Origin of the sequence: Citreicella sp. C3M06, assembly GCF_018860705.1 — a bacterium.
Taxonomy (GTDB): domain Bacteria; phylum Pseudomonadota; class Alphaproteobacteria; order Rhodobacterales; family Rhodobacteraceae; genus Salipiger.
This window is the reverse complement of sequence record NZ_JAHKQA010000073.1, coordinates 78,058-105,050: the sequence shown is the minus strand read 5'-3', so window position 1 is coordinate 105,050 and position 26,993 is coordinate 78,058. Positions and strand designations below refer to the sequence as shown.

Sequence of the window (26,993 nt, the reverse complement as noted above, 5' to 3'; positions counted from 1 at the left end):
GACAGGAGAAAAGACGATGCTTGGAATTTTCGCCAGAACTTTCATGACCGCCAGCCGCACCGAGCCGCAGGCAGATCGTTGGCGCCCGGCGCCGCGCGCCGAGGTCGAAGCCCGGCTGGAGCGTTTTCGCAAGGATGAGAGGCTGCGGTAACCGCCGGTGGTAGGGCTCGATTTGTGTAAAAAGATGTGCCAAGGGCCAGAGTTTTGCGCAATCTGCCTTGATTGATGCGCGACCACCGCCATACTCAGAAAACACCTCATGTGACCGGTGTGCGAGCCGGGCACGAAAAACGCCGGTGCCCCTGAAAACGCGCGAACAGGAGGGGGCGCCGGCGTTTGCCTTCAGACCCGAAGGCCTGAAGGTGTCTTTTTGGGGGGTTACTCGGCCGCTTCGCCGCCCCCCAGTCCGTGGACATAGGTTGTCACGGCGCGGATTTCGGCTTCGGACAACTGGGCGCCGCCCATCGGGGGCATGACGCCGAAGCGGGCGTTCACCACGGTTTCGTGGATGGCGTCGTAATCGCCGCCATAGAGCCAGATCGCATCGGTCAGGTTGGGCGCGCCCTGAAAGCGGTCGCCCGCGCCGTCTTCGCCGTGGCAGGACGCGCAGTTGATGTCGAACACCTCGGCGCCAGCGGCCACCAGATCGGGCGCGGGCGGGGTTTCGCCTGACAGCGTCATGACGAAATTTGCCACCTGCGCGATTTCTTCTTTCGGCAGCAGATCGTCGCGGCCAAAGGCGGGCATTTCTGAATAGCGCGCATCGAGGTCCTGTTCGTTGCGGATGCCGTGGGTGACGGTGTAGTGGATGTCTTCCATCGTGCCGCCCCAGAGCCAATCATCATCGAGCAGGTTGGGGTAGCCGACGTTCCCCGCCGCGCCCGAGCCATGGCACTGCGCGCACCATGTGCGGAACACCGCCGCGCCGGCGTTCTGGGCATAGGTGTTCAGCTCGGGGTCTGCCGCGATATCCTCGAGATCGACAGAGGCCAGCTGGGCGTTGATCGGTGCCAGTTCATTGGCGTGATCGACGATGGCCTGCTCCACGTCGCCGCGCGTCGACCAGCCAAGGATGCCCGCGGTGGCCGATTTCACGCCGGGCCATGCCGGGTACATGATGCTGTACCCGATGCCCCAGACGATGCTGGCGTAGAAGATCATCAGCCACCACTTGGGAAGCGGCTTGTTGTATTCCTCGATGCCGTCCCACGAGTGGCCGGTGGTTTCGTAGTCGTGGTCCTGGTCGTTTTTCTTGTGGTCACTCATTTGTCGTGTCCCTCGGTCTCGTCCGCCGGCGGCGCCGGTTTGTCCTCGTTGCGGAACACCACCGTGGCCGCGTCCTGATGCGCCTTGCGGCTGCCGGGGCGCAGGGCCCAGACGATCACGCCGACAAAAAAGACGAACATCGCCAGCAGGCCCCAGCTGTCCGCAAAATGGCGCAGGGCGTTATAGGTTTCGTGTCCCATATTGCCCCCTAGCGGCTTGCGTCCGGCTCGAAGGTCGAGAAATCGACCAGCGTGCCGAGCATCTGAAGATAGGCGATCAGCGCGTCGAGCTCCGAGATCCCCGGCTGGCTGTCGAAGTTGCGCACGTTGGTTGCCTCGCCGTAGCGCTCGAGCAGGCCGTCGTAGTCACGGTCGGGGTTGGATTGGGCAAGGAAATCCTGATACCCGGCCTCGATCATCTCGTCGGTGTAGGGCACGCCGACAAAGCGATGGGTGCTCATCAGATCCTGAATGTGCTCGCCGTCGATCAGCGTCGCCTCGAGGAAACCGTATTTCGGCATCACCGATTCCGGCACCACCGATTGCGGGTCACGCAGGTGATCGACATGCCAGTTGTCGGAATAGCGCCCCCCGACGCGGGCCAGATCCGGCCCGGTACGCTTGGACCCCCATTGGAACGGATGGTCATACTGCGATTCCGCCGCGAGGCTGTAATGGCCGTAGCGTTCGACCTCATCGCGCATCGGGCGGATCATCTGGCTGTGGCAGACGTAGCAGCCCTCGCGGATGTAGATGTCGCGCCCAGCCAGTTCCAGCGGCGTGTAGGGGCGCATGCCTTCGACATCCTCGATGGTGTTTTCGAGGTAGAACAGCGGCACGATCTGCACCAGCCCGCCAATGGTCACCACAAGGAAGGCAAAGATCGCCAGCAGCGTGACGTTCTTTTCAAGCACGCCGTGTTTTTCGAGAATTCCCATGATCCTGGCTCTCCTTATTCGGCCGGATTCGCATGAGCCGCGGCGGCGGTGGCTTCGACAGCCGGTGCCTTTTTCACGGTCATCCAGAGGTTGTAGCACATGATCACCCCACCAGCGACGTAGAGCAGGCCACCAATGGAACGCACCACATACATCGGGAATTTGGCGGACACGGTGTCGGCAAAGCTGTTGACGAGGAAGCCGTTGGCGTCGACTTCGCGCCACATCAGGCCTTCCATGATGCCGGTCACCCACATCGAAGCGGCGTACAGAACGATGCCGATGGTGGCGAGCCAGAAGTGCCAGCTGACGAGGCTGAGGCTATAGAGCCGCTCGCGGTTCCACAGGCGCGGCGTCAGGAAATACAGCGCGCCAAAGGTGATCATGCCGTTCCAGCCAAGCGCGCCAGAATGCACGTGGCCGATGGTCCAGTCGGTGTAATGGCTCAGCGAGTTGACGGCGCGGATCGACATCATCGGGCCCTCAAAGGTCGACATGCCGTAAAAGCCGATCGAGATCACCAGCATCCGCATGATCGGATCGGTGCGCAGCTTGTCCCATGCGCCGCTCAGCGTCATCAGGCCGTTGATCATCCCGCCCCAGGACGGCATCCACAGCACGATCGAGAACACCATGCCAAGGGTCGAGGCCCAGTCGGGCAGGGCGGTGTAATGCAAATGGTGCGGACCGGCCCAGATGTAGATGAAGATCAGCGCCCAGAAGTGCACGATCGACAGCTTGTAGCTGAACACCGGGCGCTCGGCCTGCTTGGGCACGAAGTAATACATCATGCCAAGGAAACCGGCGGTCAGGAAGAAGCCCACGGCGTTGTGGCCGTACCACCATTGCGTCATGGCATCCTGCACGCCGCTGAACACCTGCACCGATTTGCTGCCCCAGATCGACACCGGGATCGACAGGTTGTTGAACACGTGCAGCATGGCGACGGTGATGATGAAGGACAGGTAGAACCAGTTGGCCACGTAGATATGCGGCTCGCGGCGCTTGACGATGGTGCCGACAAAGACCGCAAGGTAGCACAGCCAGACCACGGTCAGCCACAGATCGATGTACCATTCCGGCTCGGCGTATTCCTTGGACTGGGTGCCGCCGAGGATATAGCCGGTGGCCGCCAGTACGATGAACAGGTTGTAGCCCCAGAACACGAACCACGCGAGATTGCCGCCCCAGAGCCGCGCGGCGCTGGTGCGCTGGACAACGTAAAAGGACGTACAGATCAGCGCGTTGCCCCCAAAGGCGAAGATCACCGCCGAGGTGTGCAGCGGGCGCAACCGTCCAAAGTTCAGGTAGCCGTTGGCCCAGTCGAAATTCAGCGCCGGAAAGGCAAGCTGGCTGGCGATGAACGTTCCGGCAAGAAAGCCGACAACGCCCCAGAAGGCGGTGGCGATCACACCGGCGCGGATGACGTCATCCATGTAAGAGGTCTGCAGCACCGCGGCTGGCACCGGTTCGTCGGTGCTGCGCAAGGTCCACAGGAACATCCCCGCCGCCACCAGAAAAATCAGGATGGCGTGCACCTGATAAGCCAGATCGCGTGCGTAGTTGGAGGCGATCAGCGCGAAAACCGCGATCACCCCCAGCACGATCAGCTTGAAGTAATTGATCATTTTTCGTCCCTTCGTCTCTCTCGCACGATTCGGCGCCGCACGAGCGGTTTTAGGCTTACCGCTTAATGGGCATTCCCCCGTCACGTATCTTTGATCTGTATCAAGGCATTTCTGCCCAAGCATTGCGCATGGTCAAAGTGCGTCCCATTTTTCGGACGTAACATCCGCTGACAGACATATGCCGAGGAGAGCATCGCATGGGCTACAAAACCATCCTGACGGTCGTCACGGACGAGGCACTTGCCCAATCGACCATTGAACACGCCGCCGCCATCGCCAAGGATTGCGATGCGCATCTGGACGTCCTTTGCTTTGGCGTCGATCGGACGCAGACCGGGTATTACTATGCCGGTGCCAACGCGATGATCCTGCAAGAAAGCATCAGCCGTGCCACCGCCGACGCCGAGGCGCTGGCGGCAAGCTGCCGGAAGATCCTTACCGGGTACGATTGCCGCTGGGCCGTCGAAGAAAGCGTTGCGCAGCTGGCTGACATCGGTCGCCATGTGGCAGGCCGGGCGCGGTTTTCCGATCTCGTGGTGCTGCCCAAGCCCTATGGCAAGGATCATGGCGTCGAGCTGGAGCCAGTCACCGAGGGCGCGCTGTTCGAAGGCCAGACCCCGGTGTTGATCGTGCCCGAAGGCACGGCCCCGACCGCGACGCCAAAATGCGTGGTGATCGGCTGGAACGAAAGCAGCGAGGCATTGCGCTCTGTCCGCGCGGCGCTGCCAATGCTCAGCTCGGCAGAGAAGGTACATGTCTTGGTCATCGACCCGCCGCAGCATGGGCCGAACCGGTCCGATCCGGGCGGCGCGCTGTCGCAGTTTCTTGCCCGGCACGGCGTGAAAGCCGAGATCGACGTGCTGTCAAAGACCATGCCGCGGGTATCGGATTTGCTGACACGCCACGTGCAGGACGTGAACGCCGATATGGTGGTGATGGGGGCCTATGGGCACTCGCGCTTCCGCGAGGCGATCCTTGGTGGGGCGACGCGGAACATGCTGGAACAGGCCCAAGTGCCGGTGTTCCTGGCACACTGACCCGAAGGAGAGCGGATCAGTGCAGGGCGGTGCCTTCGGGCGCCGCCCTTATTTATCGGACCGTGTCCAGCAGCGCCTTCAGCGTCGCGGGATCCGCGCCGAGATCGTCGTCCAGCGCATCATGTTCGGCGCGCCACGCCGGCAGCGCAGACTTGAGCAGCTCGCGCCCCTCGGTGGACAAGGTCAGCTGGCGGTTGCGCCGGTCCGCCGGGTCGGGGGCGCTGGCCACCAGCCCGCGCCGTTCCAGCACCTTGAGCGCAGCGGTCAGCGTGGTGCGATCCATCGCAAGGAATGGCGACAGGTCCGAGATCCGCGGCGGCTCTGGCCGGTTCAGCGACATCAGGATCGAAAACTGGCCGTTGGTCAGCCCGAATGGCTTGAGCGCCGCATCAAAGCGCCGCGCCAGCACCCGCGCGGCACGCTGCGCCGACAGGCACAGGCATCGTTCGCGCACTTCAAGAGTTGCTGTCAGGGGGAGGTCGGGATCCATATTGCGCCTGCGTTGATATCAACGCAGCATCGCCGCGCAAACACCCGGATGCAACTGACACATATGCTTAATCACGAAGGTATCAGGCGAAAACGCCGCCATCGGCGTCGTCGCCCGCTTCTTCCAGCAGACGCGTCATGTCGGGCACGGTGACGTGGCGCTTGCCTTCCAGCGCGATCACCCCGTCCTTTCGCAGCGCAGAGATCTGCCGCGACACGGTTTCCAGCGTCAGGCCAAGGTAATCGGCCATCGCCTCGCGGGTGAGCGGCAGGTCGAACACGACATCGCCAGTGGCGCTGCGCAGGTTGATCGACGCATCGCGGCGGGCGATGATCGACAGCAACGAGGCGATCTTTTCCCGCGCGGTCTTGCGGCCCAGCACCAGCATCCATTCGCGGGCGGCGTCAAGCTCGTCCAGCGTCATTTCCAGCAGGCGCTGCGCGATGTGGGGCGTGCGGTTCATCAGGTCTTCGAACGGCGTCTTGCGGAAACAGCACATCACCAGATCGGTGGTGGCGGTCACGTCATAGGCCGCCGCGTTGCGGCCCGGCCGCCCGACGAAATCCGACGGCAGCAACAGGCCGACCATCTGTGTGCGCCCGTCTTCCATAGTCTGCGTCAGCGTGGCGATGCCCGACACCACCGAGCCGACGAAATCCATCCGATCGCCTGACCAGATCACCGTCTGGCCCGCCTCGAACCTGCGATAGTACTTGATCTCGTCCAGGCGTGCGAGCTCGTCCGTTTCGCAACGGGCACAGACCGCCCTGTGGCGAATTGGGCATTCGTTACAATCCTGAGAAAATGCAGGGCTGCGGTCGTTGAGCATGGTGTTCACAGTCCTGTTGACGATCAGGCCCCATGGCAGCAGGGGCTCTTGATCTGGGTCAAAGTATGGGCTTGCGCGCACTTCTAAGTGTAGGCGCATGATCACGCGAACACAACTCTCCCACCTGGGGCTTTTCGACGCGAAAGTGCCCCGGTACACCAGCTATCCGACGGCGCCGCATTTCTCGAATTCGGTGTCTGCGCAGGATTTTACCTCGTGGATCGAGGCGATCCCGGCCAACGGTACAGTGTCGCTGTATCTGCACGTGCCGTTCTGTCGCAGGCTCTGCTGGTTCTGCGCCTGCCGCACCCAAGGCACCACGACCCTGTCGCCGGTGGCGGGGTATGTCGAAACGCTGATGGACGAACTGGAACTGCTCAAGGCGCATCTGCCGCGCGGGGTAAAGCTGTCGCGTCTGCATTGGGGCGGCGGCACGCCGACGCTGCTGACGCCGGACATGATGCGCGCGCTGCTCGACAAGGTCCGGGAGGTGGCGGATTTCGCCGAGAATGCCGAATTCTCGGTCGAGATCGATCCCAACGAGATCGACGGCGCGCGGCTCGATGTGCTGGCGGCGGGCGGGATGAACCGGGCCTCGATCGGGGTGCAGGATTTCAACGCGCAGATCCAAGAGACCATCGGCCGCCCGCAAAGTTTCGAGATCACCCGCAACGCGGTCGAGATGATCCGCGCGCGCGGTGTGGCGAGCCTGAATGCCGACATCCTCTTTGGCCTGCCGCATCAGACCCGCGAGCGCATCACCGAAACCGTGCAGAAGCTGCTGAGCTTCGCGCCAGACCGGGTGGCGCTATATGGCTATGCGCATGTGCCGTGGATGGCCAAGCGCCAGCAGATGATCCCGTCTGACGCGCTGCCCAGCCCGGAAGACCGGCTTGCGCTGTTCGAGACCGCGCGCCGGCTGTTCGCCTGGGATGGGTATGCGGAAATCGGCATCGACCATTTCGCCGCGCCCGACGACGGGCTGGCCATCGCGCAGAAGACCGGCAAGCTGCGGCGCAATTTCCAAGGCTATACCGATGATACCTCCGAGGTGTTGATCGGGCTTGGGGCGTCTTCGATTTCGCGTTTCCCGCAAGGCTATGCGCAGAACGTCTCGTCGACCTCGGCCTATCAGGGCGCAGTGCGCGACGGTGGTTTTGCCACGGCCAGAGGCCATGCCTTTCGCGGCGACGACCGGCTGCGCGCCCGCATGATCGAAATGCTGATGTGTGACTTCCACACGCGCAACGACGAGCTGGTGCGCTCTTACGGCGCCGAGCGCGAAGCGCTTGCTGCAATCTATGCAAAGGTGAATGACGCGTTCGACGGGCTGCTCAGGGTGAGCAGCGAGGGGCTGTTCATCCCCCAAGACGCCCGCCCGCTGACCCGCCTCGTCGCGCGCGCCTTCGACAGCTACGATACGGCCAAGGCAAAGCACAGTTCGGCGATCTGAGCGCCGTCGAAATCAGCCGCGCGCGGGGCTACCCCGCCAGATCAAAGGCCGCCGCGAACAGCTTGCGGGTATAGGCCGTCTGCGGATTGGAAAAGATCGCTGCCGCCTCGCCGGTTTCGACCACGTCGCCCTGTTTCATCACGATGATCTTGTGCGACATCGCCTGCACCACCTTCAGGTCGTGCGAGATGAACAGGTAGGCCAGATCATACTTGCGCTGCAATTCGCGCAGCAGCTCAACGATCTGCACCTGCACCGTCATGTCCAGCGCCGAGGTCGGCTCGTCCAGCACCACCAGCCGGGGCCGCAGTACCATGGCCCGCGCGATGGCGATGCGCTGGCGCTGCCCGCCCGAGAATTCATGCGGGTAGCGGTGCTTTGTCGCCGGATCGAGCCCAACCTCGCGCATCACCTCTTCGACCGCCTGCGCCGCCGGTTTGCCATCGGGCGAGCCATGCACGCCCAGCCCCTCGGCGATGATCTGCTCGCAGGTCATGCGCGGCGAGAGCGAGCCGAACGGGTCCTGAAACACGATCTGCATTTCGCTGCGCAGGCGGCGCAATTCGCGGGTCGACCAGCCGCGCACGTCGCGGCCGCGATAAGTGATGCCGCCCTCTGATGCGATCAGCCGCATCACCGCCAGCGCCAGCGTGGTCTTGCCCGAGCCAGATTCACCGACGATGCCGACGGTTTCACCGGCGCGCACGGCAAAGCTGGCCTCGTTCACCGCCTTGACATGGCCAACCGTCTTTTTCAGAAAGCCGCGCTGGATCGGGAACCAGATCTTCAACTTGTCGGTGCGCGCCACCTCTTCGGCATCGGGCGCAACCGGGTTCGGCTGGCCGCTGCTTTCGGCGGAAATCAACATCTGCGTATAGGGGTGCTGCGGGTTGGCGAAGAGCTCGCCCGTTGGGCCCTGCTCGACGATCTCGCCCTGTTTCATCACGCAAACCCGGTCGGCGATCTTGCGCACGATGTTCAGGTCATGGGTGATGAACAGCATCGACAGCCCCATCGAGCGCTTCAGCTCAGCCAGCAACTCTAAGATCTGCGCCTGAATGGTCACGTCCAGCGCCGTTGTCGGCTCGTCAGCGATCAGCAGATCCGGCCCATTGGCCAGCGCCATGGCGATCATCACCCGCTGACGCTGCCCGCCCGAAAGCTGGTGCGGATAGGCCGACAGCCGGCTTTCCGGCTCGCGGATGCCGACCTTGGTCAGCAGCTCCAGAATGCGTGCCCGCGCCGCATCGCCCACCAGCCCCTGATGCAGCGCAAGGCTTTCGCCGAGCTGCTTTTCCAGCGTGTGCAGCGGGTTGAGCGAGGTCATCGGTTCCTGAAAGATGAAGCTGATGTCATTGCCGCGCACCGCGCGCAGCTTGGCTGGCGAGGCACCGATCATCTCGGCCCCCTTGTACTGCACCGAGCCTTCGACCTGCGCGGAATCCCCCAGCAGCGACACCGTCGACAGCGCCGTCACCGATTTGCCAGAGCCGCTTTCGCCGACCAGCGCCACCGTCTCGCCTTTGGCGAGCGAAAACGACACGCCCTTGACCGCTTGCGAGGTCTTGCCATCCTGCCGGAAGCTCACCTTCAGGTCGCGCACATCGAGCAGGGTCATGAAAAGGTCTTCCTTGGGTCGAACGCATCGCGCACGCCTTCAAAGATGAAGACCAGCAGCGAGAGCATCAGCGCGAACACGGTAAAGGCGGTAAAGGCAAGCCACGGCGCTTGCAGGTTCTGTTTCGCCTGAAGCGTCAGCTCGCCCAGCGACGGCGCCGAAGACGGCAGCCCGAAGCCAAGGAAATCCAGCCCCGCCAGCGTGGAAATCGTGCCGGTGACGATGAACGGCAGCATGGTCAGGGTGGCGACCATGGCGTTGGGCAGCATATGGCGGAACATGATGACGGTGTTGCTGACCCCCAGCGCCTTGGCCGCGCGCACGTATTCAAGGTTGCGCGCGCGCAGGAATTCGGCGCGCACCACGCCCACCAGCGCCGTCCAGCCAAAGGCGATGGTCAGGAATACCAGAAGCCAGAAACTGCGGCCCAGAATGGCGAAGAGGATGATGATGATGTAGAGCGACGGGGTCGATGACCAGATCTCGATCACCCGCTGAAAGATCAGGTCGAGCCAGCCGCCGAAATAGCCCTGAAGCGCCCCGGCGATGATGCCGATCAGCGAGGCGCAGACCGTCACGATCAAAGTAAACAGGATCGACAGGCGAAACCCGTACAGCACCCGCGCCGCGACATCGCGCTTGGTGTCATCGGTGCCCAGCCAGTTCTGCGCGTTCGGGGGCAGGGGGGCGGCGCCCGGGCGATCCACCGGGGTGTTGAAGCTGTAGGGGATCACCGGCCAGAGCATCCAGCCGGGCTGGGCATCAATGCCAAGATCCTCGCCCGCGTCGACCTTTGCGATCAGCCCGTCGGGGTCATCGAAACAGGCCTCGAGCCCGCCGGTGCGGATCAGGCATTTGACTTCGGGGTCCTGATAGGCGGCCTCGGTGCGGAAATCGCCGCCAAAGTCGGTCTCGGCGTAAAAGCTGAAGATCGGCATCCGGTACTCGCCGCGATAGTTCACGAGGATCGGCTTGTCGTTGGCGATGAACTCGGCGAACAGCGACAGGGTGAACAGGATGGTGAAGATCACCAGCGACCAGAACGCCCGCCCGTTGCGGCGGAAATTGCGCCAGCGCCGCGCGTTCAGCGGCGACAGGGCAAAGCGCGCCCGGCTCTGCGGGATCGGGCCTGCGCCCGGTTCGGGGTTGGGGCGCAGCGGAGAGGATTCGTAGCTCATCTCAGCCCTCGCGCTTTTCGAAGTCGATGCGCGGATCGACGAGGACATACATCAGGTCCGACAGGATGCCGACCACAAGGCCAATGAGGCCGAATATGAACAGCGTGCCGAAGATCACCGGGTAATCGCGCGCCACCGCGGCCTCAAAGCCCAGCCGGCCAAGCCCGTCGAGCGAAAAGATCGTCTCGATGATCAGGCTGCCGGAAAAGAACACCCCGATGAACACCGCCGGAAAGCCTGCGATGACGATCAGCATGGCGTTGCGGAAGACATGGCCGTACAGCACCCGGCGTTCGGTCAGCCCCTTGGCGCGGGCGGTCATCACGTAGTGTTTCTTGATCTCGTCGAGAAAGCTGTTCTTGGTCAGCAGCGTCAGCGTGGCAAAGGCCGAGATGGTCGAGGCCAGCACCGGCAGCGTGATGTGCCAGAAGTAATCGGCGATCCTGGCGGGCCAGCTCAGCGCCTCCCAGTTGTCGGAGGTCAGGCCGCGAATGGGGAAAATCTGCCAGTAAGAGCCGCCCGCGAACAGCACCAGCAGCAGGATGGCGAACAGGAAGCCGGGGATCGCATAGGCGACGATGATCGCGCCGGATGTCCATGTATCAAAAGCGGTGCCATCCTTGACCGCCTTGCGGATGCCCAGCGGGATCGAGATGATATAGGCGATCAGCGTCGACCACAGGCCCAGCGAGATCGACACCGGCATCTTTTCCATCACCAGATCGATCACCGAGATCGAGCGGAAGTAACTCTCGCCGAAATCGAAACGCATGTAATTCCACAGCATGGTCAGGAAACGTTCGATTGGGGGCTTGTCGAAGCCGAATTCCTTTTCCAGATCGGCGATGAAATCGGCAGGCAAGCCGCGGGCCCCGGCGTATTGATCCGCGCCGCCACCGCCACCGGCCGCCACCTCGCCGCCGCCGCCCGAGAAGCCCTCGAACACGTCGCCGCCGCCCTGAACCTGCGCAATGATCTGCTCGATCGGCCCGCCGGGCACGAATTGAACCAGCGTGAAGTTGATGATCATGATCCCCAGAAGAGTCGGGATGATCAGCAGCAGTCGTCTGAGAATATAGGCGCCCATAGGGGGTTACAGCTTTCCTGCAGCGCGCAGCGCGTCGGCCTTGGCCGTATCCCACCACCAGATCGACATCTCGCCCAGCCCTTGCGGGGGCGGCGTGTCGGAGGGGCGGTCATAAACATCCAGATAGGCGATGTTGTGCACGCCCTTGTACCATTGCGGCACCCAGATGTGCAGCGCCCGCAGCACCCGGTCTAGCGCATGCACCGCCACGGTCATGTCTTCGCGGCTTTCGGCATCGGCGATGATGCGGATCAGCCGGTCGACCGCCTCGTTCTTGAGCCCCGCGGTGTTCATCGAGCCGGGCACATCGGCGGTTTCCGAGCCAAAGACCGAGCGCAGCTCGTCGCCGGGGGTCTGGCTCATGGCAAAGCGCTGGGTGACGATATCGAAGTTGAAGTTCTTTTCGCGCTCCTGCGCTTCGGCGGAATCGACGCGGTTGGCTGTCGCTTCGATCCCCAGCCGCCCGAGGTTGTCGATCATCGGGTTGATGATGCGGTCGAACGAGGGGCTGTCGTTGAGCACCTCGAGGGTCAGCCGCTGGCCGTCCTTGTAACGGAAGCCGTCATCGCCGACGATCCAGCCCGCATCTTCAAGCAGCTTGCCGGCCGCGCGCAGGCTGCGGCGGTCGGCAAGGTCTTCGGCGCTGGACACCGGGGGCACATAGGCCGGTTCGCTGAACACGGTTTCGGGGATGTACTCGCGCAGCGGTTCAAGCAATTCCAGTTCCTCGGGCGAGGGCATCCCCGTCGCCTGAAGCGTCTGCGAGTTTTCCCAGAAGCTGTCGGTGCGCTCGTAAAGCCCGTAGAACAGGCTTTCATTGGACCATTCGAAATTGAACGCCATGCCGATTGCCTCGCGCACGCGCGGATCGGCAAACTTGTCGCGGCGCAGGTTGAAAAAGAACCCCTGCGTGCCCGCCGGGCGACCATCGGGCAGGGTGTCGACCTTGATCGTGCCGTCCTGCGTGGCAGGGAAATCATAGCCGGTGGCCCAGAGCTTCGACAGGAATTCCTCGCGGTAGGTATAGGCGCCGCCCTTGAACGCCTCGAAGGCGGTGGTGTAATCGGCGAAATATTCGACGCGCAGCACGTCGAAATTGTTCTGCCCGACATTCACCGGCAGATCCTTGCCCCAGTAATCGTCGCGCCGCTTGTAGGCGACCGAGCGCCCCGGGTCGACCGACAGCAATTCGTACTGGCCCGATCCCATCGGCGGCTCGAGGCTGCTTTCGGCAAAGTCGCGATCCGCGTACCAGTCTTTCGAGAATACCGGCAGCCCGCCCGCCGTCATCAGCAATTCGCGCAGCGGCCCGTCGGGGTTGAAGGTGAATTTCACCGTATGGGCGTCCAGCGCCTCGGCGCCGAGGATGTCCTTGAACTGCACCCTGAAGCTGGGCAGGCCCTTGTCGACCAGCGTCTCGAAGCTGAACACCACGTCCTGCGCGGTGACAGGCGAGCCGTCGCGGAATCTGGCCTCGGGGCGCATGTGAAAGATGATCCACTCGCGGCTTTCGGGGTATTCCACGCTGCTTGCCAGCAGGCCGTACATGCTGTCGGGTTCGTCCAGTGTGCCGGTCAGCAGGCTGTCGTAGAACACCGAAGACAGCGCCGCAGCGTTACCCTTGAGGATGAACGGCGTCAGGCTGTCGAAGGTGCCGAAGGCCCATGTCGACATCTCGCCGCCCTTGGGGGCGTCCGGGTTGACGTAATCGAAATGCGCGAAGCCTTCGGGGTATTTCAGCTCGCCAAAGGACGACACGCCATGGGCGTGAATGACGGTGTCATCCTGTGCCAGCGCCGGGGTGGCAAGGGCCAGAGCAAGCGCAAGGCCAAACTTGGGGATCGAAGATCCAAAGAAACGGGCGGGTCGGGTGGCTGCGGCGCGCGTCGTCCGGATCATGAGATCTCCCTGTCTGTGGCTGTTGTGGCGAGTCCGTTCGGCGGCAGTCTGCCGCCTGTGCAAGCTACGAGAGCCACAGGGCCATGTTCAAGCGATCATTGCTAGAGTTTGCGTGATCGCCCCGCGATGTGCCGGGCGATCTTGCAGCTGGGCGGTCCGGTATCGCAAGGGCCGAGACGATCCGCGGCCCCCTGTCCCCTGCCTTGTGCCGGTGTCGATCAGCCGTCGAGACCGTCGAGATAGGCGATCAGGTTCACCCGGTCTTCGGGCTTTCTCAGCCCGGCAAAGCTCATGGTGGTGCCCGGAGCAGCCGCCTTGGGGCTTTCGAGGAAGTTGAACAGGTTCTCGGGCGTCCATGTGTCGCCAACCTGCAGCAGCGCGCCGGAATAGTTGAAGCCGTCGACCGCGTTGACCGGGCGGCTCACCACGCCGTCAAGATGCGGGCCGGTGGCATTGCTGCCGTCAACCTTGTGGCAGGCGCGGCACTTGCCGAACACTTTCTCGCCCGCGCCGGCATCGGCGCTGGCCATGAGGGTGGCGAAATCGACCGGGGCTTCCTCTTCGGCGCCGCCGCCCTCGCTGCCGGTGTCGATCACATAGGCCGCCGCGTGTTCTTCGCCATGGCCACCCATGCTGTACAGGGATTCACCAACCCAGCTGCCCAGCAGGTAGACCAGAAGCGCGCCACATGCGCCGCCAACGGCCTTGGTCATCGTCATCGTGTCGAACATGATCGCGTATCCCTAAGTTCTCCTCGCGGTTTTCTACGGGTTCCCATGGTTTCTGGCAAGGTATATGAGGCGCGACCAAATGTGCACCAACCGCATTGCGTGTGCAAAACATCACTGACCGGATGAGTATGACATGAGCAACCGTATCGCTTTTCAGGGAGAGCTTGGCGCCTATTCGCATGAAGCCTGTGCAAATGCCCGCCCCGATATGGAGCCGCTGCCCTGCGCGACCTTCGAGGATGTCATCGCGGCGGTGCGCTCGGGCGAGGCCGCGCTGGCGATGCTGCCGGTCGAAAACACCACCTATGGGCGGGTCGCCGACATCCACCGCCTGCTGCCCGAAAGCGGCCTGCGCATTGTTGGCGAGGCCTTTGTGCGGGTGCATATCTCGTTGATGGCGCTGCCGGGCGTGACGCTGCAAGAGCTGAAAAATGTGCGCGCCCATGTGGTGCTGCTGCCACAGGCGGCCAGCTTTCTGACCAAATACGGCATTCGCGGCGAAGCCTATGCCGACAGCGCCGGGGCGGCGGCAGAGCTTGCGCGCAGCGGTGATCGCACGATGGGTGTGCTGGCGTCGGATCTGGCGGCCGAGACCTACGGGCTGGAGATCCTTGCGCGGCATATCGAGGACCACGCCCACAACACCACCCGTTTCGTGATCATGTCGCCCGATGCAGACCTGTCCCGGCGCGGCAGCCATGGCATGATGACCACCTTCATTTTTCAGGTGCGCAACATCCCGGCGGCGCTGTACAAGGGGCTGGGCGGCTTTGCCACCAATGGCGTCAACATGACCAAGCTGGAAAGCTACATGGTCGGCGGCTCGTTCGAGGCATCGCAGTTTTATGCCGATATCGAGGGCCATCCGGAGGATCCGGCCGTGGCCCGCGCGCTTGAGGAACTGGACTATTTCACCGAGCGGCTTGAAATCCTCGGGGTCTACCCGCGCGATCCGCGCCGGGACTGAACGCCAAGGGGGGCAGAATGAGCGAAGAGATCATTGCGACCGTAAGCACATCCGGCGCCCGGCGGGTGACGGGGGTGGGCACGCTGGGGCTGCTTGGAGGGTTGCTGGTCTGGATGGCGGCAAGCCAGCCCGCCGCAGGCCTGGCCTGGCAGCTGTCGCTGGCGCTGATGGGGGCGGCGGCGCTGTGGATGGCGGTCCGGATGTGGCGTGATACCGCCCGCAATCTGGTGCTGACCGACGTCGAGCTGCGCGACAGCACCGGCGCGGTGCTGGCCCGCGTCGATGACATCCAGAAGGTCGATCGCTCGATGTTCGCGATGAAGCCGTCGAACGGCTTTGTCATCCGGCTCAAGACGCCCGGTTCGCGGGCGTGGCACCCCGGCCTGTGGTGGCGGTTTGGACGCCGCGTCGCGGTGGGCGGGGTCACGGCGGGGCGCGATTCAAAGCCGCTTGCCGATGCGCTTGCCATTCTGGTCGCCCGCCAGTCGGGCAGCTGATCCGCGACGCCGGGCACCCAGAAGCGCCGTCGTCGGCCCCGAAGGGCCGGCGCACGCTGCCATGACACTGCGGTTCTAGCCGCGGTGATCGCGGTCGGGATAACTCGAGGTGGCTTCGTTGTTGTCGGTGCCATCGATGTTGCCCTCTGCCGAGGTGCTGCTGTCGACCAGAGCATCGATGTAGAGCCCTTCGTCGAGCCCTTCCCACGACACCTGGTTGGTATAGCGCGGGCGGGTGAAGCTGTAGGTGGTCAGCTCCATATCTCCGAGGCCTGGCGCGCTGTTGCGCAGGCCCACGATGCGCAGCGCCGGGGTCCAGTATTCGCTGGTTTCAACAAGGATCACCTCGTCGCCGGACTGCATCTCGGGGATTCGCGCCGCATAGTTGCTGCTCAGATTGCTGTTGCTCATCGGAACCATGCCGCCGCGGGCCTCGGACCACTTCACCGCCAGCGCGTTGCTGCCATCAGCGTAAAGCACATTCTTGACCACGGTGATGCGCATCGAGATGTCATAGGCGCTGATGGTCTCTGTTTGGACGGATTCAATGCCATCGATGTCGGTGACTGTGGTGCTGATGGTTCTGCTCACCGGCTCGGTGCCGGTGTGCGTCAGCAGCGCCAGCATCTTGTAGGTGTTGTCGATATAGGCGTCGTTCAGCTCGTCGGTTTCGCGCGAGAGCATGTCGCCGATGGCGAAGTTTGCCTTCTGGCCCACCGCCTGCTGGCGGAAGACGTCGAAATAGATCCAGCATGCGGCGAACAGCGTGAACAGGGTCGGCAGGATGATCGCCACCTCGACGGTGGTGTAGCCTTCGCTATCCTTGGCGAAGCGACGCAGCCCGTGGCGCAGAGATGTGGAAATTGCGGTAACATTTAACATCACACTGCCCTCAGGTCGGTTCGTAAACGAAGATGCCGGTCGACACCACGGCGGTGTAGCCCAGCTCGTCCGAGACGCCGGCCCCGGCGAGGAAAGATCCCGGCGTGGCGGTCTTGTACTTGTAGCAGGCGCGCAGGATCATGGTCTGGTGCGCGACGCCGTTCTGAAAGTTGCGCGCCGGGGTCAGGCGGTCTGTCAGCGGAATGTCTTCGCCGATTTCGTTGCTTACGGTGAACAGCTTGATGGTGTCGGCGCACGATGGCTTGTCGTCTGGCGCCACGTAGTCGCGCATGTCGACCCCCAGCATTTCGAGGTTCAGCAGTTCGTTGCAGTTGGTCAGGACCGACGAGCGCGCGCAGATTTCCGTCTTGAGCGCGTCGTGGGTCCAGACCGTGCTGGTGTCGAGCTTGACCTCGCGGATGGCCTGATCAAGCGCCCGCTCGAGCGAGACCTGACGCAGCGTGTAGGCGCCAAGATCGACGGTCGAGACGGCGATGCCCAGCATCAGCGGGGTCCAGAGGATTACGGGGACAACCCCGGTGCCGTCTTCGCTGACGCAGAAGCGGCGCAGTTTTTTCAGGACGGCATGTGTCATTGGATAAGCTTCAGCTGATTGATGGATCCGGCGATGGACTTGAAGGTGGCGGCGATCTGGGTGCGGTCGACCGCGTAGTAATGCGACTGCGACGAGGCGCAGGCTTTCATCACGTCACCACCATGTTCGGTGGTCTCGAAGCCAATGGTCCAGATCACGATGCCTTGGGCCTTGGCCGCGGTGCAAATGCTGCTCAGCAGCGAATCGCCGGTGGTGGCGTCGTATTTCTGGGTGTAAAATCCAGAGCGGCTTGAATATTTCACGTAACGGTTGAGGTAGTACCAGAGGTTGTACTTGCTCCAGTGCACGTATTCGCTGTCGGAATTATAGGCCCAGTCCTGAATGCGGAACGACCGGTCGTGCTGCCCGTCGGTCATCAGCACGATGGCCTTGGCGGTCTCGCCGTCATCATAGGCGGCCGGGCGGCCCTCGAACACCGTATCGACCGTGCTGTCCGCGATCATCCCCGAGACTATGGGGCGCGTCGACGGGTCAAGCAGCGCGGTGCCCCATTTCATCCCGAGAAAGATCGAGGTGCCAGCGCGCGGCTGAAGGCTGTAGATCTGCGTTTTCAGCGCGGTGGCATCGTTGCTCCATGGCTGGATGCGCTCGTACTCGTAGCGCGGGCAGATGGTATCGGTGAGCGAGTTGTTCGAGCCGTCATAGTTCCATTGGTAATGCTGCATCTGCTCGAACTGGGTGCTGAGGCTCAGCCCGGTCTCGGTGAAGACCGAGTTCGGGAATTCGAGGCAGTGCGAATAGCCGTGCATCCAGTCGACGTTCATGTAGCTCAGGATCTCGGGGCCGGCGTTGACCTGTTCCGAATAAGGCACAAGATTGACCGACGTGTAATCCTGGGTGCCATCCGCCAGCACTGTGTCGATGAACAGCGCAGCCGCATCCTGCATCGAGGACATCTTGTCGCCGTCATCCATCGAGCCAGAGACGTCGAGCACAAGCGAGATTTCGACCTTGTTGAACTTTTCGACGGCGGTCGACAGGCCATATGCCTGAAGCGTCTTGGTCCGCTCGATGAATTCCTGCAAGGCTTTGATCGGCAGCGCGACCTGCGACAGGTTCGACGGCATGGTCTTGTAGCCCTCGCCGGTCACCGTCTTCGAGGTCAGCGTGCTTTGCGCATCGACGCGGATCAGCGCTTCGCCGACCCCCATCTTGGCCATGTAATCCTCGACCACCCCGGTTGCGTCGAGCGTGTTGTCGAGGTCGGCCGCCGCCAGCACGGCACGGTCGAGCGTGTTCTGAATCTTGTTGCGGTTCAGTTCGGCATACATGATGTCGATGCTGAAGCCGCCGAAGATCAGCATCAGGGTGACGAGGAACAGCGCCATAAGCGTCATGTTGCCATCATCGCGGGTTGCGAAGTTGCGAAGGCCGCTGCTCAGGGCCGAGATGGCAGTCTCGGTGCGCGGCGCCTGGGCGTTCTCCCATGAAGAACGAATCTGAGTCATCCCGGTTCCTTCCTTCCGGGCGCAGGCCCCGGAAATGCCCCCACATGGCACTTTTTAGAATGGCCAGACTATGCCCTTGTTTCATGGCAGGAATAGGGCGAAGTTTATGGGAAGTATTTGATATTAATGGTATTTGTGGAAACAGATCTGGGCGCTTGCGCAGGTCTGTTTCGGCGGGTCGGACAATCGGCGGGAAACTGGTTTCCCAAACCCTGCAAAGAAGGTGCAAGTTTGTTGAAAAAGAGAATCGTTCACGGCTTCTGAGATTGGAAACCATTCTCTGCGAAGCTGTTCCTGGCAGAATCGGGGCAGAGCAGGCCCTCTTTGCATTCGCCAAAACGGGAGGAGACCGACATGTGCGCAGCACCGGCAAATGAGCCGACATTCCGTCAGAGCGTCGATCTGATGTTCAACCGCGCCGCGGCGCTGATGGATCTGCCCCCGGGGCTCGAACAGAAGATCCGCGTGTGCAACGCCACCTATACGGTGCGCTTCGGGGTGCGGCTGCGCGGGCAGCTCCAGACCTTTACCGGCTACCGTGCGGTGCATTCCGAACATATGGAGCCGGTCAAGGGCGGCATCCGCTACGCCGCCTCCGTCGATCAGGACGAGGTCGAGGCGCTGGCGGCGCTGATGACCTACAAATGCGCGCTGGTCGAGACGCCGTTCGGCGGATCGAAGGGCGGGCTTTGCATCGATCCGCGCGACTATGACGAGCATGAGCTGGAGCTGATCACCCGGCGCTTTGCCTATGAGCTGATCAAGCGCGATCTGATCCACCCGAGCCAGAACGTGCCCGCGCCCGACATGGGCACGGGCGAGCGGGAAATGGCGTGGATCGCCGATCAATATGCCCGGATGAACACCACCGACATCAATTCCCGCGCCTGCGTGACCGGCAAGCCGATCAATGCCGGCGGCATTCAGGGCCGCACGGAGGCGACCGGGCGCGGCGTGCAATACGCCCTGCGCGAATTCTTCCGCCACCCCGAGGACGTGGCGGCGGCGGGTCTGTCGGGCAAGCTCGATGGCAAGCGCATCGTGGTGCAGGGGCTGGGCAATGTCGGCTATCACGCGGCCAAGTTCCTGTCGGAGGAAGACGGCGCGCTGATCGTCGGCATCGTCGAACGCGACGGCGCGCTGTATGATCCAGACGGGCTTCACGTCGAACAGGTGCGCGACTGGCTGGTGCGCCACGGCGGGCTGACCGGCTATCACGAGCCGAACACCGTGGCCTCTGGCGCCTCGGTGCTCGAGGCTGACTGCGACATCCTGATCCCGGCGGCGTTGGAAGGGGTGATCAACCTGTCCAATGTGCACCGGATAAAGGCGCCGCTGATCCTCGAGGCGGCCAATGGCCCGATCACCGCCGGGGCCGACGATATCCTGCGCGCCCGCGGCACGGTCATCATCCCCGACCTGTTCGCCAATGCGGGCGGGGTGACGGTGTCGTATTTCGAATGGGTCAAGAACCTCAGCCATATCCGCTTTGGCAGGATGCAGCGCCGTCAGGAAGAAGCGCGCCACCAGCTTGTCGTCGACGAACTGGAACGGCTCGATGCGGCGATGGGGGATAGGTGGTCGCTGTCGCCTACGTTCAAGGACAAGTACCTGCGCGGCGCCGACGAGCTGGAACTTGTGCGCTCGGGGCTCGATGACACGATGCGCACCGCCTATCAGTCTATGCGCGAGGTCTGGCATGGGCGCGACGATGTCTCTGATCTGCGCACCGCCGCCTTTATCACCGCCATCGACCGGGTGGCGAAAAGCTACCGCGCCAAGGGGCTTTGAGGCATCTCTGCGCAACCCAGCCCGGTGAACACGCGGTTTGACGGGCTGGGTGGCAGTCGCATGACCTGCCTTGCGCGATGTCCGGCGGATCGTGGCCGGGGCGGTGACGCCCTTGCGGATCGGGGCGCGTCCGGCGCAGGCTGAGCAAAGCGTCTTGGCGACGCGCTGGTGCTTTCGGCCCCGGATGCCGATGCCGCAGGTTTGACGCTGTACCGACGCAAGAGCATCGGCCTCGTCGTGACAGGCGGGGCCGCTTGCTGTATGCGGCGCGGTGTTTTTTTGAGGGGATGGTGATGCGCGCATTATGGATTGTTGGTGCCCTGCTGCTGGCAGGGCCTGCTCTGGGCGAAACAGGGCGGGGCGAAACGGGCCATGGCAAAACAGGGCAGGGCGAAATGGTGCAGAACGAAAGCACCTGCGACCTCACCGCGCGGCTGGTTGCCGAAACGGTGGCTGCCCGCGCCGACGGGCAAAGCAGGGCCAAGGCCCGCGCGCCGCTGCGCGAGCGCCTCGGACGCGAGGCGGGCGACATGCTGGTCGAATGGGTGTGGTCGCTGCCAAAGGACCAGTTGACCCCGGCGGTGGGCGCGGCGTGGAAAACCCAATGTGAGGCGCAATAGCGCGGGCGGGCCGGTGATGCGTGGCTTGCCACAACGCGGTGTCTGGACTCGGGGCGCGGCTGGGTGGATATTCGCCCCATGAGTCTTCCCCCCGGTTTCCTTGACGAGTTGCGCAACCGTACGAGCCTGTCTCAGGTCGTGGGGCGCAAGGTCATGTGGGATACGCGCAAATCCAATCAGGCCAAGGGCGACATGTGGGCGCCATGCCCGTTCCATCAGGAAAAATCCGCCTCATTCCATGTCGATGACCGCAAGGGCTATTACTACTGCTTTGGCTGTCAGGCGAAGGGCGACGCGATTTCCTTCATCCGCGAATCCGAGAACGTCGAATTCATGGAAGCGATCGAGATCCTTGCCCGCGAGGCTGGCATGCCGATGCCCGCGCGCGATCCGCAGGCGGCGAAGAAGGCCTCGCGCCACGAAGAGCTGGCCGAGATCATGGAGCAGGCGGTGCGCTGGTTCCGGATGCAGCTGAACGGCGGGGCGGCGGCGCAGGCGCGCAGCTATCTTGACCGGCGCGGCCTGTCGGCAGAGGTGCGGGACCGTTTCGAGATCGGCTTCGCCCCCGAGGGCTGGCAGAACCTGCGCGACCATCTGCGCGGGCAGGGGGTTTCGGACGAGCTGATGCTTGCGGTCGGGCTGACGCGCGCCTCGGACAAGGGGCGCGATCCCTATGATGTGTTCCGCAATCGCATCATGTTCCCGATCCGCGACGGTCGGGGCCGCGCCATCGCCTTTGGCGGGCGCGCGATGGATCCGAACGACAACGCCAAATACCTCAACTCGCCCGAGACCGAGCTGTTCGACAAGGGGCGCAACCTCTACAACCTGCGCGCCGCGCGCGAAGCAGCGGGCAAGGGGCAGCGGCTGGTGGTGGCCGAGGGCTACATGGACGTGATCGCGCTGTCCGAAGCGGGCTTTGGTGCCGCCGTCGCGCCTTTGGGCACGGCGGTGACCGAAAGCCAGCTTCAGATGATCTGGCGCGTGTCGGGGGAACCTGTCATGGCGCTGGATGGCGACAAGGCGGGGCTGCGGGCGGCCTACCGGGTGATCGACCTTGCGCTGCCGGTGCTCGAGGCGGGCAAATCGCTGCGCTTTGCCCTGATGCCCGAAGGCAAGGACCCGGACGATCTTCTGCGCGCCGAAGGCGCGGGTGCCGTGACCAAGGTGCTGGATGCGGCGCTGCCCATGGTGCAGCTGCTCTGGCGTCGCGAGACCGAAGGCAAGGTGTTCGACAGCCCCGAGCGCAAGGCGACGCTGGATGCCCGGCTGCGCGACGTGCTGCGGGCCATTCAGGATCAGGGCCTGCGTCGCCATTACGGCGACGAGATCAAGGAGCTGCGCTATCAGCTGTTCCGCCCGCAACGCCAGCAGCGCGGCTTTCAGGGCGGGCAGGGGTATCAAGGCGGCGCGCGCGGCAAGGGCAAGTGGCGCAAATGGGACGCGCCGCTGCCCTCGACCTCCAGCGCGCGGGCCTCGCTTCTGGCCTCTGCCGGAGAGCACGCCGAGGCCGAGCTGCGCGAGGCGGTGATTCTCGCCGTGCTGCTGACCACGCCCGAGCTGATCCCCGAATTCGAGCATCAGCTTGACTCGCTCGACTGCGCCGACCCCGATCGCGCCGCCCTGCGTGACGTGCTGATGCGCTGCCGCGAGACTGAACCGGGCGCGCTGCGCGACGCCTGCGAGCAGGCAATCGGGCCGATGGCTCTTGAAACCTTGCTCTCGGCACGCCATGTGGCAATCGTTCCCTGCCTGCGTACGCCCGGTGACATCTCGCTCGCCCGCCTGACGGTGGCGGAGGAGCTGGGCAAGATCGACGCGCAGAAAGGGCTGGCCGCCGAGATAGACGAGGCGGAAGAGGATCTACGGGATCTCGCGGACGAGGCGCTGACATGGCGGCTCGGCCAGGCCGCAAAGGCCCGCAACGAGGCTGTCCTGCGCAAGGACGAGGCCCAGACCGACTTTGAGATCGCCCCCAACGGGATGCGAATCGACAGGGAGGAAAAGAAGCGGGCCGAGGCCATCTGGGACCAGATTCGCTTTTCAAAAGGGCCGAACTAGATGTTCGGTCAGAAATTATGGAGGAAATCGCGCTAGGATCTCTGGCCGAATCAGTCGATTCCAATCATGATTCGGGGAATCGAATCAATCTTATCGCGTGAACGCCGGCCCGACGGGGCCGCCTCCCTCGGATGGAGCACTTCTTCTAATGGCAGCCAAAGACAACGACGACGCCAAGCCGGACACCTCTGACGATGCGCACAGCCTCGACATGAGCCAGGCCGCGGTCAAGAAGATGATCGCAGAGGCGCGCGAGCGTGGCTACATCACCTACGATCAGCTGAACCAGGTTCTTCCGCCCGATCAGGTCTCTTCCGACCAGATCGAAGACGTGATGTCGATGCTCTCGGAAATGGGCATTCAGGTCACCGAGGAAGACGAGGAAGCCGACGAAGACGGCAACAGCCCGAACAAGGGCTCGACCGAACTTGTCGACGCCTCGCGCGGCAAGGACGTGGCGCTGTCGTCCGGCGCGACTGAAAAGCTTGACCGGACCGATGATCCGGTGCGCATGTACTTGCGCGAGATGGGCAGCGTCGAGCTGCTATCGCGCGAAGGTGAAATCGCCATCGCCAAGCGCATCGAGGCCGGTCGCAACACGATGATCCTCGGGCTGTGCGAAAGCCCGCTGACCTTTCAGGCGATCACCATCTGGCGCGAGGAACTTCTGTCCGAAGACATCCTGCTGCGCGATGTGATCGACCTTGAAACCACCTTCGGCAACCAGCTTGACGAAGAGGGCGGTCTTGAAGAGCCGGTGATCGATACCTCGGGCGCCACGGTGGAAAAGCCCAAGCGCGACGAGCCCGAGCTGGACGCCGACGGCAACCCGATCCGCACCGACGACGACGAGGACGAGGACGAGCAGGCGAACATGTCGCTTGCGGCGATGGAAGCCGCGCTCAAGCCGCGCGTGCTGGAAACGCTGGATCGCATCGCGCAGGATTACGAGAACCTTGCTGCCATGCAGGACGCGCGCATCAGCGCGACCCTGAACGAGGATGGCACCTTCGACGCCGATGACGAGGTCATCTACCAGAAGCTGCGCGGCGAGATCGTCGAGCTGGTGAACGGGCTGCACCTGCACAACAACCGCATCGAAGCGCTGATCGACCAGCTTTACGGCATCAACAAGCGCATCATGTCGATCGACTCGGCGATGGTGAAGCTGGCCGATCAGGCTCGCATCAACCGCCGCGAATTCGTCGATGAGTACCGTGGCCGCGAGCTTGATCCCAACTGGATGGAGCGGATGAACGAAAAGCCGGGTCGCGCCTGGCAGATGTTCATCGAGCGGTTCTCGGACAAGGTCGAAGCGCTGCGCTCCGATATGGCGCAGGTCGGCCAGTATGTCGGCCTTGATATCAGCGAATTCCGCCGCATCGTGAATCAGGTGCAGAAGGGCGAGAAAGAGGCGCGTCAGGCCAAGAAGGAAATGGTCGAGGCGAACCTGCGTCTGGTGATCTCGATCGCCAAGAAATACACCAACCGCGGTCTGCAGTTCCTCGACCTCATTCAGGAAGGCAACATCGGCCTGATGAAGGCGGTGGACAAGTTCGAATACCGCCGTGGCTACAAGTTCTCGACCTATGCAACGTGGTGGATCCGGCAGGCGATCACCCGGTCCATCGCGGATCAGGCGCGCACCATCCGTATCCCGGTCCACATGATCGAGACGATCAACAAGCTGGTCCGCACTGGCCGCCAGATGCTGCACGAGATCGGCCGCGAGCCGACCCCGGAAGAGCTGGCGGAAAAGCTGCAGATGCCGCTCGAGAAGGTCCGCAAGGTGATGAAGATCGCCAAGGAGCCGATCTCGCTCGAGACACCGATCGGCGACGAGGAAGACAGCCAGCTTGGCGATTTCATCGAAGACAAGAACGCGATCCTGCCGCTGGATTCCGCCATTCAGGAAAACCTGAAGGAAACCACGACACGGGTTCTGTCGTCGCTGACGCCGCGCGAAGAGCGGGTTCTGCGGATGCGCTTTGGCATCGGCATGAACACCGATCACACGCTTGAAGAGGTTGGCCAGCAGTTCAGCGTGACCCGCGAACGCATTCGTCAGATCGAAGCCAAGGCCCTGCGCAAGCTCAAGCATCCGTCGCGCTCGCGCAAGCTGCGCAGCTTTTTGGACCAGTAAGCCATGTCGTTTTTCAAGAAACTGTTCGGCGGGGGCAATTCTGCCCCCGAACCGCAGGCAGAGGCGGTCGCGTACAAGGACTTTCGCATCACCCCCGCGCCGCTCAAAGAAGGCGATGGCTTTCGCATTGCCGCGCTGATCGAAGCCGAGGTCGAGGGCGAGACGAAGTCTCACCAGCTTGTCCGCGCTGACGTGATCCGCGACCGGGAAGAGGCCATCGCGGCTTCGGTGCGCAAGGCGCAGCAGATGATCGACGAGCAGGGCTTGCGCCTGTTCGGCTGACGGTTGTTGGGGCCCGCGCGGGCCCCACGTCTTGGCGTTCATGGCCTTGCCACATCTTATGCAGAGACACCGACACTGCCTTGCCTTTGAGCAGGGCCTGATGACTTTGGGCAAAAAGCTGGGGATAAGGCGGCTCAATCCCTGAGGCTCGTGTCTGAATAGAGGGAACATTAACGGTTTCAGGGTGTTGATCAGGCAAGAGTAACAAGGAAGCCCGCCATGATGTTCCGCCTTGCCACCCTTAGCGTTGCCGCCGCGATGATCGCTGTCACCGGTTTTGCCGCCACCGATGCGATGATCACCGAGCCCTCCGAGATCATCCGGATCGAGGTTGCGCCGGATCGGCTTGCCGATTGCGAACGCGCGCTGCGCGAGGTCGGTGCGATGCCGGGTGTGGCGGACGATGGCAGTCCGCTCCTGTTCGAAGGCAGCGCCGGGTTGCCAAGCGTGGTTTGCGCCATCTCGATCGACGCCTGAGCCACCCTATGCCCTGCCTACGGGGCCATACCGCGGGACCGCCCATGCAGACCATCTTTACCATTCCGACGCGGGGGCAGGGGCTTTACGAATTCACCCGCGATGTCGCCAATTGGGTCGAGGGCACCGGGCTGCTGACGTTGTTCATCAGGCACAGTTCGGCCTCGCTGCTCATTCAGGAAAACGCCGATCCCGAGGTGCGCAGCGATCTGCGCGCCTTTTTCCATCGACTGGTGCCGCCGACCACCGACCCGTCCATGCGCTATCTCACCCACACTTACGAGGGCCCCGATGATATGCCTGCGCATATCAAGGCGGCGCTTCTGCCGGTGTCGCTGTCGATCCCGGTGAGCGATGGGGCCCTCATGCTGGGAAGATGGCAGGGGATCTACCTGTTCGAACATCGCGACGCAGCGCATCGGCGCGACGTGGTGGCGCATCTTTCACCCTGATCTAAGGCCTGCATGTTGTTGCGACATTTACGGGCTACCCAAGGTCTGGCGGCTCGCCTATAGTCTCTGTGGATAAGTGGGGCAAACCCCACACCAGAGGCGGGATAGGATAGGGGGACAGACCATGCGCTGCCCGTTTTGCGGACATATCGACACCCAAGTGAAGGATTCGCGCCCGGCGGAAGAGCATGTCTCGATCCGCCGTCGCCGGTTCTGCCCGGCCTGCGGTGGCCGCTTCACTACCTATGAACGCGTGCAGCTGCGCGATCTGGTGGTGATCAAGTCGAACGGGCGCCGCGAGGATTTCGACCGCACCAAGATGGAACGCTCGATCCGCATCGCCCTGCAAAAACGCCCGATCGAGCCAGAGCGCGTCGAGCAGATGATCAGCGGCATCGTGCGACGGCTGGAAAGCCTTGGCGATACCGATATCGCCTCGAAGCAGATTGGCGAGATCGTCATGGAAACCTTGGCCCGGATTGACACCGTGGCCTATGTGCGCTTTGCCAGCGTCTACAAGAATTTTCAGGCGGCGGATGATTTCGATAAATTCGTCAGCGAGTTGCGGCCGGTCGGCCCCATCGACAAGTGATCTCTGATCACG

General features: G+C 63.0%; 27 protein-coding genes. 13 read left to right on the top strand and 14 right to left on the bottom strand.

What is annotated here, in order from left to right; all coding sequences use genetic code 11:
* Positions 1-16: 16 nt before the first annotated feature.
* Positions 17-151 carry a hypothetical protein gene (locus tag KO516_RS24590; protein WP_256444187.1) on the top strand — a complete coding sequence of 45 codons (135 nt, stop codon included), beginning with the start codon at positions 17-19 and terminating at the stop codon, positions 149-151.
* A 227-nt stretch (positions 152-378) separates the two neighbouring features.
* On the opposite strand, the gene ccoP is transcribed toward KO516_RS24590, so the two are convergent.
* Genes ccoP through ccoN form a run of 4 tightly spaced genes read right to left on the bottom strand, consistent with a single transcriptional unit; the run spans position 379 to position 3,831 of the window.
* The gene (ccoP, locus tag KO516_RS17380; RefSeq protein WP_216005056.1) at positions 379-1,266 is read right to left on the bottom strand and encodes a cytochrome-c oxidase, cbb3-type subunit III; all 888 of its coding nucleotides are present in this window, start codon (positions 1,264-1,266) and stop codon (positions 379-381) included.
* On the bottom strand, positions 1,263-1,466 hold the full coding sequence (locus KO516_RS17375; protein ID WP_216005055.1) for a cbb3-type cytochrome c oxidase subunit 3: 204 nt from the start codon (positions 1,464-1,466) through the stop codon (positions 1,263-1,265). The genes ccoP and KO516_RS17375 overlap by 4 nt, the downstream gene beginning before the upstream one ends.
* A gap of 8 nt (positions 1,467-1,474) precedes the next feature.
* A complete protein-coding gene (gene ccoO, locus KO516_RS17370) occupies positions 1,475-2,203 on the bottom strand; it encodes a cytochrome-c oxidase, cbb3-type subunit II (protein ID WP_216005054.1) in 729 nt (242 codons plus the stop codon).
* A 14-nt stretch (positions 2,204-2,217) separates the two neighbouring features.
* Positions 2,218-3,831 carry a cytochrome-c oxidase, cbb3-type subunit I gene (gene ccoN, locus KO516_RS17365; RefSeq protein WP_216005053.1) on the bottom strand — a complete coding sequence of 538 codons (1,614 nt, stop codon included), beginning with the start codon at positions 3,829-3,831 and terminating at the stop codon, positions 2,218-2,220.
* 197 nt (positions 3,832-4,028) lie between these two features.
* On the opposite strand from ccoN, the gene KO516_RS17360 reads away from it, so the two are divergent.
* Positions 4,029-4,868, top strand: a complete 840-nt coding sequence (locus KO516_RS17360) for a universal stress protein (RefSeq protein WP_216005052.1) — start codon at positions 4,029-4,031, stop codon at positions 4,866-4,868.
* 52 nt (positions 4,869-4,920) lie between these two features.
* Here the strand turns inward: KO516_RS17360 and KO516_RS17355 are convergent, their stop codons facing one another.
* A complete protein-coding gene (locus KO516_RS17355; RefSeq protein ID WP_216005051.1) occupies positions 4,921-5,358 on the bottom strand; it encodes a MarR family winged helix-turn-helix transcriptional regulator in 438 nt (145 codons plus the stop codon).
* Between the two features lie 82 nt (positions 5,359-5,440).
* A complete protein-coding gene (gene fnrL, locus KO516_RS17350; RefSeq protein WP_216005050.1) occupies positions 5,441-6,187 on the bottom strand; it encodes a transcriptional regulator FnrL in 747 nt (248 codons plus the stop codon).
* A gap of 97 nt (positions 6,188-6,284) precedes the next feature.
* On the opposite strand from fnrL, the gene hemN reads away from it, so the two are divergent.
* A complete protein-coding gene (gene hemN, locus KO516_RS17345; RefSeq protein ID WP_216005049.1) occupies positions 6,285-7,640 on the top strand; it encodes an oxygen-independent coproporphyrinogen III oxidase in 1,356 nt (451 codons plus the stop codon).
* A 28-nt stretch (positions 7,641-7,668) separates the two neighbouring features.
* Here the strand turns inward: hemN and KO516_RS17340 are convergent, their stop codons facing one another.
* The 5 genes from KO516_RS17340 to KO516_RS17320 all read right to left on the bottom strand — a co-directional run bounded on the left by KO516_RS17340 (position 7,669) and on the right by KO516_RS17320 (position 14,153).
* Positions 7,669-9,258 (bottom strand): ABC transporter ATP-binding protein, encoded by a 1,590-nt coding sequence (locus KO516_RS17340; RefSeq protein WP_216005048.1) that lies wholly within the window; start codon positions 9,256-9,258, stop codon positions 7,669-7,671.
* Complete coding sequence (locus KO516_RS17335) at positions 9,255-10,436, bottom strand: ABC transporter permease (protein WP_252737677.1); 1,182 nt, start codon at positions 10,434-10,436, stop codon at positions 9,255-9,257. The genes KO516_RS17340 and KO516_RS17335 overlap by 4 nt, the downstream gene beginning before the upstream one ends.
* Position 10,437: 1 nt before the next feature.
* Positions 10,438-11,523, bottom strand: coding sequence for a microcin C ABC transporter permease YejB (locus tag KO516_RS17330; protein WP_216005047.1), 1,086 nt, complete (start codon positions 11,521-11,523; stop codon positions 10,438-10,440).
* A 6-nt stretch (positions 11,524-11,529) separates the two neighbouring features.
* The gene (locus tag KO516_RS17325) at positions 11,530-13,422 is read right to left on the bottom strand and encodes an extracellular solute-binding protein (protein ID WP_216005046.1); all 1,893 of its coding nucleotides are present in this window, start codon (positions 13,420-13,422) and stop codon (positions 11,530-11,532) included.
* 218 nt (positions 13,423-13,640) lie between these two features.
* Positions 13,641-14,153, bottom strand: coding sequence for a cytochrome c family protein (locus tag KO516_RS17320; protein WP_216005045.1), 513 nt, complete (start codon positions 14,151-14,153; stop codon positions 13,641-13,643).
* 133 nt (positions 14,154-14,286) lie between these two features.
* On the opposite strand from KO516_RS17320, the gene KO516_RS17315 reads away from it, so the two are divergent.
* Both KO516_RS17315 and KO516_RS17310 read left to right on the top strand, forming a co-directional pair.
* On the top strand, positions 14,287-15,120 hold the full coding sequence (locus KO516_RS17315) for a prephenate dehydratase (RefSeq protein ID WP_216005044.1): 834 nt from the start codon (positions 14,287-14,289) through the stop codon (positions 15,118-15,120).
* 17 nt (positions 15,121-15,137) lie between these two features.
* Positions 15,138-15,617 (top strand): hypothetical protein, encoded by a 480-nt coding sequence (locus KO516_RS17310; RefSeq protein ID WP_216005043.1) that lies wholly within the window; start codon positions 15,138-15,140, stop codon positions 15,615-15,617.
* Between the two features lie 75 nt (positions 15,618-15,692).
* On the opposite strand, the gene KO516_RS17305 is transcribed toward KO516_RS17310, so the two are convergent.
* From KO516_RS17305 to KO516_RS17295, 3 genes are read right to left on the bottom strand one after another with little or no spacing between them, the layout of a single operon-like run.
* Positions 15,693-16,499: a TadE/TadG family type IV pilus assembly protein gene (locus KO516_RS17305; RefSeq protein WP_216005042.1), complete on the bottom strand. Its 807-nt coding sequence runs from the start codon at positions 16,497-16,499 to the stop codon at positions 15,693-15,695.
* A gap of 10 nt (positions 16,500-16,509) precedes the next feature.
* A complete protein-coding gene (locus tag KO516_RS17300) occupies positions 16,510-17,094 on the bottom strand; it encodes a TadE/TadG family type IV pilus assembly protein (RefSeq protein ID WP_216005041.1) in 585 nt (194 codons plus the stop codon).
* Positions 17,091-18,563: a TadE/TadG family type IV pilus assembly protein gene (locus KO516_RS17295; protein WP_216005040.1), complete on the bottom strand. Its 1,473-nt coding sequence runs from the start codon at positions 18,561-18,563 to the stop codon at positions 17,091-17,093. The genes KO516_RS17300 and KO516_RS17295 overlap by 4 nt, the downstream gene beginning before the upstream one ends.
* Positions 18,564-18,917: 354 nt before the next feature.
* Between KO516_RS17295 and KO516_RS17290 the strand changes: the two genes are divergently transcribed.
* From KO516_RS17290 to nrdR, 8 genes are all read left to right on the top strand, one after another.
* On the top strand, positions 18,918-20,354 hold the full coding sequence (locus KO516_RS17290; protein WP_216005039.1) for a Glu/Leu/Phe/Val dehydrogenase: 1,437 nt from the start codon (positions 18,918-18,920) through the stop codon (positions 20,352-20,354).
* 293 nt (positions 20,355-20,647) lie between these two features.
* The gene (locus tag KO516_RS17285) at positions 20,648-20,974 is read left to right on the top strand and encodes a hypothetical protein (RefSeq protein WP_216005038.1); all 327 of its coding nucleotides are present in this window, start codon (positions 20,648-20,650) and stop codon (positions 20,972-20,974) included.
* A 78-nt stretch (positions 20,975-21,052) separates the two neighbouring features.
* A complete protein-coding gene (gene dnaG, locus KO516_RS17280; protein WP_216005037.1) occupies positions 21,053-23,035 on the top strand; it encodes a DNA primase in 1,983 nt (660 codons plus the stop codon).
* Between the two features lie 148 nt (positions 23,036-23,183).
* Positions 23,184-25,178, top strand: a complete 1,995-nt coding sequence (rpoD, locus tag KO516_RS17275) for an RNA polymerase sigma factor RpoD (RefSeq protein WP_216005036.1) — start codon at positions 23,184-23,186, stop codon at positions 25,176-25,178.
* A gap of 3 nt (positions 25,179-25,181) precedes the next feature.
* A complete protein-coding gene (locus KO516_RS17270; RefSeq protein ID WP_216005035.1) occupies positions 25,182-25,460 on the top strand; it encodes an HlyU family transcriptional regulator in 279 nt (92 codons plus the stop codon).
* Positions 25,461-25,679: 219 nt separating this feature from the next.
* Entirely contained in the window at positions 25,680-25,937 is a 258-nt protein-coding gene (locus KO516_RS17265; RefSeq protein ID WP_216005034.1) for a hypothetical protein, read from the top strand.
* A gap of 44 nt (positions 25,938-25,981) precedes the next feature.
* Entirely contained in the window at positions 25,982-26,389 is a 408-nt protein-coding gene (locus KO516_RS17260) for a secondary thiamine-phosphate synthase enzyme YjbQ (protein ID WP_216005033.1), read from the top strand.
* Between the two features lie 124 nt (positions 26,390-26,513).
* On the top strand, positions 26,514-26,981 hold the full coding sequence (gene nrdR, locus KO516_RS17255; protein ID WP_216005032.1) for a transcriptional regulator NrdR: 468 nt from the start codon (positions 26,514-26,516) through the stop codon (positions 26,979-26,981).
* Positions 26,982-26,993: the final 12 nt, after the last annotated feature.